Genomic DNA, 15,440 nt, shown 5'->3' with positions numbered 1-15,440 from the left:
AGGGGCGCTCCGCGCCCGCCGGGGCCTGGCCGCCGTGCCGTGGGCGGACACCTCAGCCCTGGGCGGCCGCGTCCTGCAGGGCGATGCGGTCCTCACCGGCGTACACGTTCATCGAGCTGCCCCGCAGGAACCCCACCAGGGTCAGCCCCGTCTCGGCGGCCAGGTCCACCGCCAGCGACGACGGCGCCGACACCGCCGCAAGCACCGGGATGCCGGCCATCACCGCCTTCTGCGCCAGCTCGAACGAGGCCCGCCCGGAGACGAGCAGGACCGTCCGCGACAGCGGCAGTCCGCCGTTCTGCAGCGCGCGCCCCACCAGCTTGTCCACCGCGTTGTGCCGGCCCACGTCCTCGCGTATGTCCAGCAGCTCCCCGTCCTCGGTGAACAGGGCCGCCGCGTGCAGGCCTCCGGTCCGGTCGAAGACCCGCTGGGCCGCCCGCAGCCGCTCCGGCAGGCTCGCCAGCAGGCCCGGGGTGACCCGCACCGGGGGCGTGTCGGCGATCGGGAAGCGGGCGGTGGTCCTCACGGCGTCCAGGCTGGCCTTGCCGCACAGGCCGCAGGAGGAGGACGTGTAGACGTTCCGCTCCAGGGTGAAGTCCGGCAGGGCGACGTCCGGCGCCGTCCTCACGTCGACGACGTTGTAGGTGTTCGAGCCGTCCACCGTCGCGCCGGCACAGTAGACGATGTTCTGCAGATCGTATGCAGTCGCCAGTACGCCCTCGCTCACCAGGAACCCCGCCGCCAGCGCGAAGTCGTCGCCCGGCGTGCGCATGGTGATCGCCAGCGGCTTTCCGTTCAGCCGGATCTCCAGGGGTTCCTCAGCCACCAGCGTGTCCGGCCGGGTGGAGACCGCCCCGTCCCGGATGCGCAGGACCTTGCGTCGTTCCGTGACTCGTCCCATGTCCTGATCAGCCCCGGTTCTGTACGTGCTGGTGGCCGAAACGGCCCTTGATGCGGAGATTGCCGTGGGCCACCGGGTTCTCGTGCGACGAGGTGACCTCACGATCTCATTGTCCTGCACATGGACCGTGAGGCTGCAGCCCACTCCACCCCCTCCGCGCTACGCGCACACCGTGGGTGGTCTCTTTCTGCCGAGGCCCGTCCCCGGCACCCGCCGCCCGCGCGTCGACCGCCTACCGCATTCCGCCTACCGTTCATCGCATACGGCCGACGCCGCGCCTTCTCAACCCCCCTGCCCCGCCGTACCGTCCGGCCTCATGAGCAGCCCCCCTGTCGCCCCCGCGGGCTGGAGCCGCTGGCTCGTCCCGCCCGCCGCCCTCTCCGTCCACCTGTCCATCGGCCAGGCCTACGCCTGGAGCGTGTTCAAGCCGCCCCTGGAAGCCGCCCTGCACCTCGACGGCACCCAGAGCGCGCTGCCCTTCCAGCTGGCCATCGTGATGCTCGGGCTGTCGGCCGCGTTCGGCGGCACGCTCGTCGAGCGCAACGGACCGCGCTGGGCGATGACCGTCGCCCTCGTCTGCTTCTGCGCCGGCTTCCTGCTCTCCGCGCTCGGGGCCGGGACCAGGCAGTACTGGCTGATCGTCCTCGGCTACGGCTTCGTCGGCGGGATCGGCCTCGGCATCGGGTACATCTCACCCGTCTCCACCCTGATCAAGTGGTTCCCGGACCGGCCCGGCATGGCCACCGGGATCGCCATCATGGGCTTCGGCGGCGGCGCGCTGATCGCCTCGCCCTGGTCCGCGCAGATGCTCGCGTCCTTCGGCGGTGACAACGATGGCATCGCCCTCGCCTTCCTGGTGCACGGGCTCTCGTACGCCGTCTTCATGACCCTCGGCGTGCTCCTGGTCCGTGTGCCGCGCACCGGGGACGGCGGCGGCACGGCGAGCGGGCCGAGCGGGCCGAGCGACCTCGAAGGGGTGCAGGTCTCCGCGCGCGGCGCGGTGCGCACCCCGCAGTTCTGGTGCCTGTGGATCGTGCTCTGCATGAACGTGACCGCCGGCATCGGCATCCTGGAGAAGGCCGCACCGATGATCACGGACTTCTTCGCCGACAGTTCCGCGCCGGTGTCGGCCTCCGCGGCCGCCGGGTTCGTCGCCCTGCTGTCCGCCGCCAACATGGCCGGCCGCATCGGCTGGTCGTCCACCTCCGACCTGATCGGACGCAAGAACATCTACCGCCTCTACCTGGGCGTCGGCGCACTGATGTACCTGCTCATCGCCCTGTTCGGGGACGCGTCCAAGCCGCTGTTCGTCCTGTGCGCCCTGGTGATCCTCTCCTTCTACGGCGGCGGCTTCGCGACCGTCCCCGCCTATCTGAAGGACCTCTTCGGCACCTACCAGGTCGGGGCCATCCACGGCCGGCTGCTCACCGCCTGGTCCACGGCCGGCGTGCTCGGCCCGCTGATCGTCAACTGGATCGCCGACCGGCAGAAGGAGGCCGGCAAGCACGGCTCGTCGCTGTACGGGCTGTCGTTCGGCATCATGATCGGCCTGCTCGTCGTCGGCTTCGTCGCCAACGAACTCGTCCGTCCCGTCCACGCCCGCCATCACGTCCCCGCCCCCAGGGAGGCCGCAGATGCCCAGCGACAGCAGCCCGCCTAACCGCCGGGGCCTGATCACCCTCGCCTGGCTGTGGGTCGCGGCACCCCTCGCGTACGGGGTGTACGAACTCGTGCACAAGGCGACCCAGCTGTTCACGGGATGAGGGCACGGGCCTTCGAGGTGCTGAGCGAAGCCGACAACCCGGGCGCCTGATTCCTGTGGCATCACCTGCCGTCGTACTCGCCGGTCACTGATCAGACTGGTGGATCCCGCTACGACGGAAACGAGGGACCTTCGCCATGAACGGCTCGCGCATCGCCGCCATCGGTCACTACCAGCCCGCCCGGGTGCTCACCAACGAGGACCTGGCGGGCCTGGTCGACACGAGTGACGAGTGGATCCGCAGCCGGGTCGGCATCAGGACCCGGCACATCGCCGGCCCCGACGAGCCGGTCGACGAGCTGGCCGCGCACGCCGCCGCCAAGGCCCTCGCCGCCGCAGGTCTGACCCCCGGCGACATCGACCTGGTGCTGGTCGCCACCTCCACGGCGATCGACCGTTCCCCGAACACCGCCGCCCGGGTCGCGGCCCGGCTCGGCATCCCGCAGCCGGCCGCGATGGACGTCAACGTGGTGTGCGCAGGCTTCACACACGCGCTGGCCACCGCGGACCACACCGTCCGGGCCGGAGCGGCCGGCCGGGCGCTCGTCATCGGGGCCGACAAGATGTCCGACGTCACCGACTGGAGCGACCGCAGCACCTGCGTCCTCGTCGGGGACGGCGCCGGGGCCGCCGTCGTCGAGGCCTGCGCGCCGGGAGAGGAGCCGGGGATCGGGCCGGTGCTGTGGGGATCGGTACCGGAGATGGGGCACGCGGTACGGATCGAGGGCACCCCGCCGCGGTTCGCGCAGGAGGGGCAGAGCGTGTACCGCTGGGCCACCACCCAGCTGCCGGCCATCGCGCACCGCGCCTGCGAGAAGGCCGGCCTGGCCCCGGAGGACCTCGCCGGTGTCGTCCTGCACCAGGCCAACCTGCGCATCATCGAACCGCTCGCGGTGAAGCTCGGCGCCGTCAACGCGGTGGTCGCCCGCGATGTCACCGAATCCGGCAACACCTCGGCCGCCAGTGTCCCGCTCGCGTTCTCCAAGCTGATCGAGCAGGGAGCGCTCAGCACCGGCGACCCCGTGCTGCTGTTCGGCTTCGGCGGCAACCTCTCGTACGCGGGACAGGTCGTACGCTGCCCGTGAGCGGACGCTGCCCGTGAGTGAACGAACCGTGCGCACCGGCCCTGGAGTTCACCCACCGTGGATGTGGACAACCGTAGACTGTAGACAAAAGACAATCGATACGGAGCAATCCGACGGAGCGTCCAGCGTCCACGCGCCGGACCTGCTCAGGAGGGGGAACGCGATGTTGTCGACCGGACTGCCGCACGGGGCTGTGCCCAGGCTGGAACGCCCCGGACCACTGCGCGAGCGCGTCTACGAGGCGCTGCTGGAACTGATCACCACCCGCGCCCTGCAGCCCGGCCAGCATCTGGTCGAGAGCGAACTCGCCGGGCACCTCGGTGTCTCCCGGCAGCCGGTGCGCGAGGCGCTGCAGCGCCTGAACACCGAGGGCTGGGTCGATCTGCGGCCCGCCCAGGGCGCGTTCGTGCACCAGCCGACCGAGGAGGAGGCCGACCAGCTGCTCACGGTCCGCACCCTGCTGGAGGCGGAGGCGGCCCGGCTGGCGGCCGTCCACGCGGACGCCCCGGGGATCGCCGTGCTGGACGAGCTGTGCGCCGAGGGGGAGAAGGCCGTCGCCGCCGACGACGCGGACCGCGTCGTCGCCCTCAACGCGGCCTTCCACGCCAAGGTCGTGGAACTGTCGGGCAACGCGGTCCTCGCCGAGCTCGCCGCCCAGGTGGAGCGGCGGGTGCGCTGGTACCACGCCCCGGTGGCCCGGCAGCGCGGCCGCCAGTCGTGGGTCGAGCACCGGGAACTGATCCTCGCGATCCTCCACAACGACCCGCCGAGGGCAGCCCATCTGATGCGCGAGCACATCGAACACACCCGCCGCTCCCACCACGAGCACGACGGCTCCTGATCACACCGGCTCGTCCACCGCCTCTTCCACCGGCAAAGACGCCGCGCAGGACCGGGCCTCCACCGCCAGCATCCCGACCAACACGGCCACCAGCAGCAGGAGTTCGCCGTAGACCGGCAGGCGGACGCCGGCCGCGGCGGTGGCCAGGGCGAGCACGGCACCGGCCGCCCGGTGGCGAACCGGCCGCAGCCGCAGGGCCGTACGGAAGGCCGCGTCGCCCACCAGGAACAGCGCCACCCCGCCCGCGAGCGCCAACGCGGGCCCGGTGTGTGGGTGCTGGGTGAGATGCCCGAGGGTCCTCTTGAGGCCGGCCGCGAGACAGGCGATGCCGAGCAGCATCGGCAGGAAGGCGTAGTAGTACGCGTTCATCGCCAGCCGCCAGCGGGCCGGCGGCGGTGTCGCCCGGAACGCCGCCTCGGCCGCCTCCTCGTCCCGCACGAAGTACGTCCACCACAGCGCGACCGACAGGGCCAGTGCCAGGAACGCGCCGCAGAACAGCCCCGGCGTCAGCGGCAGATCACCGATGCCGACGCCGATGGAGACCACCGACTCCCCGAAGGCGATGATCAGCAGCAGCCCGTGCCGCTCCACGAAATGCGCCGGGTCCAGGTCGCCCAGCTGCACCCTGAGCACCGCCGCACCGCGCCCGTCCCTGCGGCCCGGGCCGTGCTCGGCCACCAGCGGCGTCACGAACTGCAGGACGATCGCGAGCAGCCACAGGCCGTCCGCCGCGAGACCGCCGAAGAGCCCCGCGGCGGTCACCGACAGGGCCGCGAGCGCGTTGGGGACGCCGTACCAGACGGAGTCCCAGCCGTGGCCGCGGGTGTACAGGGCCGTGTGGACGACCACCACCAGCAGGAATCCGAGACCGAAGACCACGCCCGTGTCCTCGAACACCCGGGGGATGGCCAGCGCGCACACCAGGAACCCGGCCATGCCGAGCATCAGCAGCAGTCGCCGGGAGGGACGGTCGGGCGGCACCTGGTTGGTGAGGTAGGCGTAGGCGCCGTACATCCAGAACAGCACGACGAGGATCAGTGCCACCCGGCCGGCGGTGGCGGGGGACAGGTCGTGGGCCAGCAGCACGGTGAGCTGGGTGAGCGTGAAGACGAAGACGAGGTCGAAGAAGAGTTCCAGCGTGGTGACCCGGCGTCCTGGCTCCCCGGCCGTTCCCTCCGGCGGCGGCGTCTCCAACGGCGTGATGTGCATGCGGTGTTCCCCCTCCGGCGATCGCTGAGCAGATCGTAGAGGGGGAGCGTCCGCGCAGCCTTGCTCAGGCCGCCGGCCGGATCCGCGGTGCCGCGACGGCGGGCCCGTCCTGTCCCGGCCCGGCCGGCGCGACGGCAGCGCGATGACCGCCGCCGCCCTCGACACGCCGCCGGCCGGCGGCGTCGGCCACATCGGCTGGTTCACCGATTGCGACGGCCGCACCGTGGGCCACGCCGGCGCGATCGTCTCCGGTTCCGCCGGCACCGCCCGCCTCGAGCAGGGGGCCCCTGGAGGCCGCCGGCGGCCGGCCGTACCCCGGCCGAGACGGCCCGGCTGGGCATGGACACCCTCGGCGGCGGCTGACGCGACCCGACCCGCGCGGCCGATCCGCCTGCGTGCGGGGCGACCGCGCCCACGTGAGGCGGTGCCACCGAGGGTCCGGGCAGCCCGGGCCGAGGCTCCGCGGCCGTGCGGGGCGGGCGCGGTCGTGCGGGGCGGGCGCGGTCGTGCCGTGGCGGAGTGCCGCCGGCCGAGGGCGCGGAACGGCCCGTGCGGCCGATCCGGGCCCGTGCGAGGCGAGCGCGAGCGCGACACGTGGTGCCGGCCGGACCGTTCCCGGCACCCCGCCGTGCTTTCCGGATCCGTCCCGCCCCACCGCACCTCGCCCCCCAGCCACCTCGATCCGTCCGTCCCACCGCCCCGACCCCACCCGCCCCGACCGTGCACCGAGAGCGGAGCTGACGTATGGCACCCACCCTCACCCCCGACCCCCTGCTCCCGAACCCGCTGCCCGCGAGCCCCCCGCCCTCCGCCCCCGCGCTCCTGAAACCCGGTACGGCCTACGCCGACGCCTGGCGGCGCTGCCTCGCCGCCGCGCCCGAGGCCTTCCGGGACGACCGCGTCCTCACCCTGCGGGGCGGCGACTGGCGGCCCGACGGGCGCACGCTCCCGGCGACCACCCCGGTCGACGGCAGCCCGATCGCCGGCGCCCCTCGTCTCGACGGCACCGTCGCCCAGGAGGCCGTGCGCGCCGCGCTCGACCAGCACCGCGCCTGGCGGCACACCCCGCTGCCCGAACGGCGGGCGCGGATCGCCGCCACCCTGGACGCGCTCACCGCGCACCGCGAGCTGCTCGCCCTGCTGCTCGTCTGGGAGATCGGCAAACCCTGGCGGCTCGCCCTCGCGGACGTGGACCGGGCGATCGAGGGCGTGCGCTGGTACGTCGACGGCATCGAGCCCATGCTCGCCGGCCGCAGCGCGCTCGACGGACCCGTGTCCAACATCGCCAGCTGGAACTATCCGATGAGCGTGCTCGTGCACGCCGCCCTCGTGCAGGCACTGGCGGGCAACGCCGTCATCGCCAAGACACCGACCGACGGCGGTGCGGCATGCCTCACCCTCGCCATGGCGCTGGCCGCGCGCGAGGGGGTGCCCGTCACGCTGGTCGGTGGCAGCGGGCGTGAGCTGAACCAGGCGCTGGTGCGGGCCCCCGAGATCGGCTGTGTGTCCTTCGTCGGCGGCCGGGACACCGGCGCCGACGTCGCCACCGCCGTCGCCGGTCTCGGCACACGGCACATCCTGGAGCAGGAGGGGCTCAACACCTGGGGTGTCTGGGACTTCTCCGGCTGGGAGCGGCTGACCGCCGTGATCCCCGGGCTCTTCGACTACGGGAAACAGCGCTGTACCGCCTACCCGCGTTTCGTCGTCCAGCGCTCCCTCTTCGACGCGTTCCTGGCGGCCTACCTGCCCGCGGTCCGCTCCGTCCGCGTCGGCCACCCCCTCGCGGTCGCCGACCCCGCCGACCCGCTGCCCGAGCTGGACTACGGCCCGCTGATCAACGCGGCCAAGGCCAAGGAGCTCACCGACCAGGTCGCCGAGGCCGTCGACCGGGGCGCCGTACCGCTGTACCGCGGCCGGCCCGACGGCACCCGTTTCCTGCCGGGCCAGGACACCTCCGCCTACGTCCACCCGGTCACCCTGCTCAACCCGCCGCCGTCCTCCCCGCTGCACCACGCGGAACCCTTCGGACCCGTCGACACGATCGTCCTGGTCGACACCGAGGCCGAGCTGCTGGCCGCCATGAACGCGTCCAACGGCGCGCTGGTCGCCACGCTCGCCACGGACGACCGCGCCACCTTCGACCGTCTCGCCCCGCAGATCCGCGCCTTCAAGACCGGGCACGGCGTCCCCCGCTCCCGCGGCGACCGCGACGAGCTGTTCGGCGGGTTCGGCGCGTCCTGGCGGGGCGCGTTCGTCGGCGGCGAGCTCCTGGTGCGCGCCGTGACCCAGGGGCCGGCCGGGGAGCGGCTGCCCGGGAACTTCCCGGAGTACCAGCTCATGCCCTGACCCTCACCCCGTGTACGCAGAATCTTGCATCCTGCATACCGTCTCCGATCCGGCGCCCGGGTCCCCCCGGGCTGCCGCCCACGGGACGGATACGCAGGTGAAACGCACTCCGAAACCTTGGTATTGTTGTCCATGTCGCCGCGGGGAACACTCCCCGCAAGGCGGCAGACACCTGGTCCGGGTGGCGGAATGGCAGACGCGCTAGCTTGAGGTGCTAGTGCCCTTTATCGGGCGTGGGGGTTCAAGTCCCCCCTCGGACACTCGCTGTACTCGCTGTGGCGAAACGGAAACGAGGACCTCGACCTTACGGTCGCGGTCCTCGTCGCGTATTCGCGACTGATCGTGATGCCCTGCGCTTCGCAGGGCGGACCTTTCTCGTTCGCGGCGGCAGTCTGGATGCGCTGTGCAAGAGCCCCGAGGCTCTCGGTGATGAGTCGGATCTGTCGCGGGTCGAGCGAGGCTTTCCTCTTCCGAGCGACGGCGGGGCGCGCGTCGAGCTTCGGTGGCGATGAGCCCGCCAGGGGCGAAGGCACGGGCGATCCACCGGTCCATGGCGCACGGCGCCCTGCTGCCGTGCGGTCTTCGCGCCGCAGGCGGCGGCCGACGAGGTGTCGGCCGCCGTCTGCGGAGGACTCACGTCCTGTGCGTGGAGTGAGGCGGGGTCAGCTGGTCGCGCTGCCCGCGACCCACTCGCTCCACGGCATGTTCCAGTCGCTGAGGCCGTTGTCCGGGGCCAGCATGGACTTGTCCTCGGAGTTCTTGACGATCACGACGTCACCGATCATCGAGTTGCCGAAGAACCACGCGGCGGGCTGCTTGCCGTCGCCGCCGCCCTTGACGTCCTTCAGGCCCACACAGCCATGGCTGGTGTTGGCCTTGCCGAAGACCGAGTCCGCACCCCAGTAGTTGCCGTGGATGAACGTGCCCGAGTCGGTCAGGCGCATGGCGTGCGGTACGGCGCTGATGTCGTAGGCGGGCTTGCCGTCCTTCTCCGTGAGGCCGACGGTCGCACCGTTCATATGGATCTGCCGGAACTTCTCGGAGATGACCATCTGCCCGTTGTAGGTCGGGTGCTCGGGGCTGCCGGACGAGATCGGGATCGTCTTGATCGTCTTGCCGTCCCGTGCGACGGTCATCTGCTTGGTCCTGGCGTCGACGGTGCTGATCTGGCTTCGGCCGATCTTGAATGTGACCGTCTTCCGGATGCCGTGGCGGGTGAGTTCGACGGTGACGGTGGAGCCGGGCTTCCAGTAGTTCTCGGGCCGGAAGTCCAGTCGGTGGTCGTTGAACCAGTGACCGACGACCCGCTGGCCGCTGCTGGAGCTGACCTGGATCTCCGACTCCACGGCGGCCTTGTCGCCGATCGCCTTGTCGAAGCCGACCGTCACCGGCATGCCCACGCCGACGGTCGAGCCGTTCTCGGGGAGGAGGTGCCCGATGAAGTCGTTGGCCGGGGAGGTCGTGGTGATCGTGGCATTCCCGGTGGCGGAGCGGCCCTTGGCGTCCGCGGCCTCTGCGGAGACCTGGTACCTGGTGGCCACCTCCAGCCGGATGTTCGGCTTCCAGGACGTGCCGTCCGCGGACAGAGTGCCCGGAATCTCGGCACCGGTCGCGACAGCGGTCATGGTCACCTTGGTGAGCTTGCCGTGGCTGACGGTGACATGGACGGGGTCGTTGATCCCGACGTTGTGGGTGCCTTGGCGGGGCGTGATCTCTATGCGGGCGTCGGAAACGTCCTGGGCGCCCGCCTGATCGGCCCGCGCCTGTGGTTTCGGGTGACTCGTGGTGCCGTTGCCGGTGGTGGCAGCGTTGCTGGTACCGCCGAGAGCCGTGAGTGCGAGTACGCCGCCGAGTACCCCGGCCGTGGCCATCAGGCCGGTGTGCCGCTTACGTACCGTAATCAAACGCTTCTCCCATGCCGCTGATCGTGAATCCCGGAACTGGTCACCGCGGGGGGTGGCGACCAGCTTCAAACAACCACTGTTACGCATCCACCCGTCCGAAAGGAGTGGATTGTGGCGAATTCCACGCGTCACGAATGCGCTGCCGAGGCCCTGGGCTTGATCAACGGGCTGGCACGCCGCCGTTCTCGCCACCGCCGTCGTGCCGGTTCACGATCCACGGCGCGCTGGTGCTGCACCGCCTCAGCGCGGGCCTCGCACGGGTTCCAGCGGCCGGCCATGGGCCGGTGAGGCCCGTCGGGCGAACGCCCGGAGGCGGTCTTGGACCACGTGGTGCAAGCTTCGAAGAGCAGGCGGCACTTCGCCGGCGGCTGCGGTGCGAGGTTTGTGGCACCCCGGCCTGCCCTGGGCGGGATGACCTGTGAAAGGTGATCATGAAAGTGAGGGATCCGGACGCGGGGCACGCGGGAGCGGCGGATCAGGGCGTCACGGCGGCAGGCGCCGGCGTCACCGACGGCGATGCGCCACGGGCGGGATGTACGGCGCTGATGACGGGTGCGTCCAGCGGCGTCGACGCGGCGACCGCCTTGCCGCTCGCGCGGCAGGGCGCCGCTGTGGCCGTGGCCGCCCGCCGTACGGGGCGGCTGGAGGACCTGGCCGCGGTGATCCATGATCGGGTCGGCTCGTGCAGGGTTCTCACCGCTGCCCTCGGAGACGCGGCACAGGCGCGTCGCGCCATCGAGGACGCCGTGGATCGCTGCACGAGATCAGCGACCCCAGCGGGCCGTTCGCCGCCGCCGGAGCAGGTGGGGCGACGCTGCCTGCGACAGGTACGGGACCACCCCTGGCGTGCCGCAGAGCGCTGGGCCGGATACCGAGGACGTCGCCCGGGCCGTCACCTTCGTGATCACTCGGCCCCCGCACGTCGCAGTCGACGAGACCACGGTCCGCCCCACGGCCCAGGAACACCGGACCGTCGACCCACTCGGGACGCTCCATGACCGGCCTGACCGTTGTCCTGCTGCTGGTGGTGTTGGCCACGGCGGTGGCGACCGGTGCCCGGCGCTGGAGCCTGCCCGCCCCGTCACTCCTCGTGGTGGCCGGTCTGGTCGTGGGGCTGATGCCCTGGGTTCCCGAGGTGCGCCTGCAGCCTCACGTGATCAGCGTGCTGGTGCTGCCGCCGTTGCTCTACGCCTCGGCCGGGGAGATCTCGATCCGCGACCTGCGCACCGTGTGGCGGTCTGTGACCGGCCTGGTCTTCGGCCTGGTCCTCGCCTCGGCCGTCGTCGTCGGCTACGTGGCCGCCGTGATCACTCCGCTCACCGCCGCGACCGCGCTCATCCTCGGCTCCGTCCTGGCCAGCACCGACCCCGTGGCCGTCACCGCGCTCGGCCGACGTCTGTCCCTCCCACCGCGCGTGCAGGCCCTGGTGCAGGCGGAAAGCCTGTTCAACGACGCCACGTCGCTGGTCCTGTACAAGGTCGCCGTGGCAACCGCGGTCACCGGCAGCGCCATCAGCGTGCCCGGCACCGCCCTGCAGTTCCTGGTTCTCGCAGGCGGGGGAGCCCTCATGGGTGCGGCGGTCGCCGCGGTGGTGACCCTGATCCGCAGACGGACCGACGAGCCCATGCTGGAGACCGTCATCGCATTAGTCACCCCGTACGCCTCCTATGTCATCGCGGAGCAATCTCACACCTCCGGCGTGACCGCCGTCATCGTGTCCGGGGTCGTCCTCGGCAGCACCGGCCACCAGCTCAGCGACGCCTCCGTCCGCGTCCAGATCCACGCCGTCTACGACACCGTGACCTTCCTGCTGGAGAGCGTCGTCTTCGCCCTGATCGGTCTCGAACTCCCCTCGGCCGTCCGCCATCTCGCGCGCGACGAGCACGGCTGGCCGCTGTGGGTACCGGCGATCGCCTTCACCCTGCTGGCCATCCGCCTGCTGTGGATCTTCCCGCTGTCCGCCCTGATCCATCGCCGGCACTGGGAGGGCGAGAGCCGCCTCTCCTGGCGCCTTCCGGCTGTCCTGTCCTGGGCGGGCACCCGAGGCGTCATGCCGCTGGCGGCCGCGCTGGCCATCCCCCTGGTCACCCACACAGGGGCGCCGCTGCCGCACCGGGCACTCGTTCTCACGCTCACCACCGGGACCGTCGCGCTCACCCTCGTCTTCCAGGGTTTCACCCTGGCCCCTGTCGTCCGCCGCTCCGGCATCGCTCTGGAACCGGAGCACACCGCTCGCGAGGAGGCGCGGACCCGCCGGCACATCGCCCACACCGCTCTCGATGAGCTCAGGCAACTGGGCGATCCGGATGAGCTGGCCGATCTGGGTGCCGCCGCGCAGGCCGCCTTGAAGCAGGCCCGTCGTCATCTGGAAGCGCGCATCCATCAGGTGGAAGACGCCCACCACAGTGACCCGGACGCCCGTCCAGCCGACGCCTACCGCGAGATTCGCCGGACCCTCATCGCCATCGAGGCGGCCGAACTCCAGCACCTCTACGAAGCGAACAAGATCAGCAATGCCACGCGGCGCCGGATCCAGCACGAACTCGACCTCGAAGAAGCCAGCCTCCGCCCCCGCGACTGACCGCCGGCCCCAGTCAGCGTGACGGGTGGTACAAGCCCACGCGGGCGACGCCGGTTCGGAGTGCCCCGCCGGGGTCGAGAGGAGCGTCGAAGCGGGCGCGTGTATCTAGCACACTTCGCGCTCGTGCAACCCGGGAACAGGGAAATCTCCGAGCAGGTGTCGTCTCTGTTGCTAGCGTCTTACACGCAGTCACATCAGCGGACTCAAGCTCCTCACCTTCGCCCCGGGGGCGGTGGGCGACTACGCCGGCGCTCGGCGCCGGTACGTCTCGGACGTGCGGTCGAGCGTGCTGATGCCGTCTCGGACACACCGGGGTACCGCCCGGGCGAGCCGAGGGGGAGAACGGGACACAGATGACCGGTCTCCCCGGACGACCACGGCGTCCGGGTGCGTTCCCGGACGGACACCGGGACGAAGATCGGAAACCATCTGATGCAGTCATCATCCGGCGTGGGCGAGACCGTGTTGCCCCGCCCCGTCGAAGCACTGCCGATGCCCGCCCTGGCGGCGGCGACGCGGAAGTTCGCCGACAAACTCATCGAGCACTTCGCCATGGGTGAGGCGGCCGCCATGGCCCTCGCGCATGCCGTCGTCGACCCGTCCGTCGCCCGCAAGGCGGCGGACTCCCCCGAGCGGCTGCGGGTGCCCGGCGGCGTGATCCTGGCCATCCGGGCCGATGTGTGGGCGCGCTACATCATCCCCGACCCGCGGAACCCGCGCATCGGTCCCTCGCGGCGGCACCCGGCCTCGAACCTGATCGGTACCAGTGAGAACACGCGATTCCGCCCCTTGGCCGAGCCCGGCGCGGCCGCCGGGAGGCGCCCGGAACTCGTCCAGCGGCTCGCCAACCAGGAACACCTCGCGTGGGCGGCACAACTGGCCAAGGAGTACGTGCTCGACCACAACGACTGGCGGGAGTCCCTCCGGCACCAGGGCGTGATGACGGAGGTGTGGCTCGCCGCGACAGCCTTTCATCACGACGACAGCACACCCGGGGTGACGGTTCCCGTCACCGTCGAGGGGTCCAGTCGCGTGACCTGTGCGCACGACCTGCTCGACCTCAGGTCCGCCGATGTCCCCTACATCCGCGACACGGCGAAGCTGCGTTCCCACATCCGCAAGCTCAACGATGCGATCACGGCCGCGGGCGACCCGGGGCAGGTCGACCCGGAGGTGGCGGTCACCGTGCGCTGCGAGCGGCTGCCGGCGCTGCTGCTGGTCGGCTTCGAGCCCCACGACGGCACCACGGCCGACTTCGGCGTCGCGGTGAAGTCGCTGGTCGCACTCCGGCACGTCGACTTCCCCAAGCCGTGGGGTGAGGCCGCGGAGAACGAGGCACTCGCCGACGCCGTGGTGGACGAGATCGAGCGGCGCAAACTCATCACTCCTGCCAAGGCCGACTGGCTGCGGGGCGCCCTCACCCCCGACCAGGCGAAGGCCGCCGGGTTCAACGCGGACCCGTCCGTCCGGGCGGCGGCGATCGTACGGCTCTTCGCCGAACGCGACCAGCAGACCCACGCCGCCGTGCGGGTGGCCATCACGGGACAGAGCACGCGTAAGAACATCACCACCAAACTGCTGCTCGATGTGGCCTCGTCGCTGGTCATGCGCTCGGTCTCCGAAGAGGACTCCCGTAAGCGGGAACGGATGCGGAAGTACCTGAAGTCGGCGTTTCCGGGTGAGCTGGCCAAGGACTGGGAGGCCACGTTCCGCGGAACGGAGGAGCTCGCCCAGGCCGCGCTCGAAGAGGTGGCGAAGGGAGAGCCGGGCGCGGCGACCCGGGAACTCGCGGCCCGCAGTGCCTATCCGCTGGTGATCGGCGGCCAGCTCACCGGTGACCGTGGCTCGACCAACAACGATCAACCCGATCGCCGGCACCCAGGTGAGGTCATCGACCGTATGCGCGGCTCCCGGCACGGTGTGTACCAGCTGAAGCAGACGCTCCTGGACTCCGCCGCCGGCCGAAGGGCCCGGAAGGTCGACGAGGCGGGGCAGGTCATCCAGAACGACGACGGCCGCCACATCCTCGTCACCGACGCGGACCTGCGCCGCACCTTCCCCCCGGCCGGCGAAGGCCCTTCCCCCACGCCGGCGCCGCGGAACGCGGCGGAAGTCCTGGGGAACTCCCTGCACGACCTGGCCACGTCGATCCAGGCGGTCGAGGGTGCGGTCAAGGGCGTGGAGGCGGTCAGGGCGGACGACGGTACCCGCGCCATCGATTCGCTGGGCGCCGACCGGGCCGACTGCGAGGCCTGGCGGAACATCCTGCAGGACGTCCTGTTCAAGCTGCCCGTCTGGCAGCAGCGCAGCATCCAGCGGCACGGGATCAACACCGAGGACTCGTACGACCTGGACACCGACCTCGACGAGGACGACGGGGAACCGGACGACGCGTTCGACGACGAGCTGACCGAGGACGACGCGGCGCTCCAGGACGACGTCGCCTGACCCGCCCCTCCCTCCCGGGGCGCCCTCCGGGCCGGCACTGTGACCCGGCCGGGCGGTGACACCGGCTTTCCGGGCCCGATCCCGGAAAGCCGGCCCACGTCGGGGCCGGCCCGTCATCCGCCGGCAGTGCAGCGCCGGCCCTGCCGCTGTGCCGAGTTGGTGGGTGGGCAGACGCGGGTGCGCTGGTGCGCGACGGAGGTACGGCCCCGCCCGGCTCACCCGGGCGGTGGCGACCGGCTGACGTGACGTGAACGCCTTCGGCCGGGCGGCGGGCCGGAAAATCGGGTGCCCCGGGCGCGTCCCTGTCGTACCGTCATGCCGTACCGAGCGCCGTCCGACCGTACGGCGGCGCCTGTCGTCCGA

11 protein-coding genes, 1 tRNA gene and 1 pseudogene are annotated in these 15,440 nt (G+C 71.6%); 9 read left to right on the top strand and 4 right to left on the bottom strand.

Going from position 1 to position 15,440, the window contains the following annotated elements:
• Window positions 1-52 precede the first annotated feature (52 nt).
• Both fdhD and IE244_RS08670 read right to left on the bottom strand, forming a co-directional pair.
• The gene (fdhD, locus tag IE244_RS08675) at window positions 53-901 is read right to left on the bottom strand and encodes a formate dehydrogenase accessory sulfurtransferase FdhD (protein ID WP_191872216.1); all 849 of its coding nucleotides are present in this window, start codon (window positions 899-901) and stop codon (window positions 53-55) included.
• A gap of 7 nt (window positions 902-908) precedes the next feature.
• Window positions 909-1,127: pseudogene (locus IE244_RS08670) on the bottom strand (2Fe-2S iron-sulfur cluster-binding protein); the annotation flags it as partial.
• 90 nt (window positions 1,128-1,217) lie between these two features.
• Between IE244_RS08670 and IE244_RS08665 the strand changes: the two are divergent.
• From IE244_RS08665 to IE244_RS08655, 4 genes are all read left to right on the top strand, one after another.
• Window positions 1,218-2,561, top strand: a complete 1,344-nt coding sequence (locus IE244_RS08665; RefSeq protein WP_191872214.1) for an OFA family MFS transporter — start codon at window positions 1,218-1,220, stop codon at window positions 2,559-2,561.
• Window positions 2,536-2,664 (top strand): MFS transporter small subunit, encoded by a 129-nt coding sequence (locus tag IE244_RS42735; RefSeq protein ID WP_268252884.1) that lies wholly within the window; start codon window positions 2,536-2,538, stop codon window positions 2,662-2,664. The genes IE244_RS08665 and IE244_RS42735 overlap by 26 nt, the downstream gene beginning before the upstream one ends.
• 136 nt (window positions 2,665-2,800) lie before the next feature.
• Entirely contained in the window at window positions 2,801-3,748 is a 948-nt protein-coding gene (locus tag IE244_RS08660; RefSeq protein ID WP_191872212.1) for a beta-ketoacyl-ACP synthase III, read from the top strand.
• A gap of 163 nt (window positions 3,749-3,911) precedes the next feature.
• A complete protein-coding gene (locus IE244_RS08655; RefSeq protein WP_191872210.1) occupies window positions 3,912-4,589 on the top strand; it encodes a GntR family transcriptional regulator in 678 nt (225 codons plus the stop codon).
• Here the strand turns inward: IE244_RS08655 and IE244_RS08650 are convergent, their stop codons facing one another.
• Complete coding sequence (locus tag IE244_RS08650) at window positions 4,590-5,798, bottom strand: low temperature requirement protein A (RefSeq protein WP_191872209.1); 1,209 nt, start codon at window positions 5,796-5,798, stop codon at window positions 4,590-4,592.
• Between the two features lie 744 nt (window positions 5,799-6,542).
• Here IE244_RS08650 and IE244_RS08645 point away from each other — a divergent pair.
• On the top strand, window positions 6,543-8,144 hold the full coding sequence (locus tag IE244_RS08645; RefSeq protein ID WP_229854018.1) for an aldehyde dehydrogenase family protein: 1,602 nt from the start codon (window positions 6,543-6,545) through the stop codon (window positions 8,142-8,144).
• A gap of 175 nt (window positions 8,145-8,319) precedes the next feature.
• Window positions 8,320-8,404, top strand: a tRNA-Leu gene (locus IE244_RS08640).
• Window positions 8,405-8,806: 402 nt separating this feature from the next.
• Here the strand turns inward: IE244_RS08640 and IE244_RS08635 are convergent.
• A complete protein-coding gene (locus IE244_RS08635; protein WP_229854044.1) occupies window positions 8,807-10,015 on the bottom strand; it encodes a L,D-transpeptidase in 1,209 nt (402 codons plus the stop codon).
• A 464-nt stretch (window positions 10,016-10,479) separates the two neighbouring features.
• Between IE244_RS08635 and IE244_RS08630 the strand changes: the two genes are divergently transcribed.
• The 3 genes from IE244_RS08630 (at window position 10,480) to IE244_RS08620 (ending at window position 15,077) form a co-directional block, all read left to right on the top strand.
• Window positions 10,480-11,046: an SDR family NAD(P)-dependent oxidoreductase gene (locus IE244_RS08630; protein WP_191872207.1), complete on the top strand. Its 567-nt coding sequence runs from the start codon at window positions 10,480-10,482 to the stop codon at window positions 11,044-11,046.
• Window positions 11,043-12,629 (top strand): Na+/H+ antiporter, encoded by a 1,587-nt coding sequence (locus tag IE244_RS08625; RefSeq protein ID WP_191872206.1) that lies wholly within the window; start codon window positions 11,043-11,045, stop codon window positions 12,627-12,629. The genes IE244_RS08630 and IE244_RS08625 overlap by 4 nt, the downstream gene beginning before the upstream one ends.
• Window positions 12,630-13,061: 432 nt before the next feature.
• Window positions 13,062-15,077: a hypothetical protein gene (locus IE244_RS08620; protein ID WP_191872205.1), complete on the top strand. Its 2,016-nt coding sequence runs from the start codon at window positions 13,062-13,064 to the stop codon at window positions 15,075-15,077.
• Window positions 15,078-15,440: the final 363 nt, after the last annotated feature.

It is taken from the genome of Streptomyces filipinensis, assembly GCF_014649495.1.
Taxonomy (GTDB): Bacteria; Actinomycetota; Actinomycetes; order Streptomycetales; family Streptomycetaceae; genus Streptomyces; species Streptomyces filipinensis.
The sequence above is the reverse complement of the archived record's forward strand: the minus strand, read 5'-3'. Positions and strand labels throughout refer to the sequence as shown.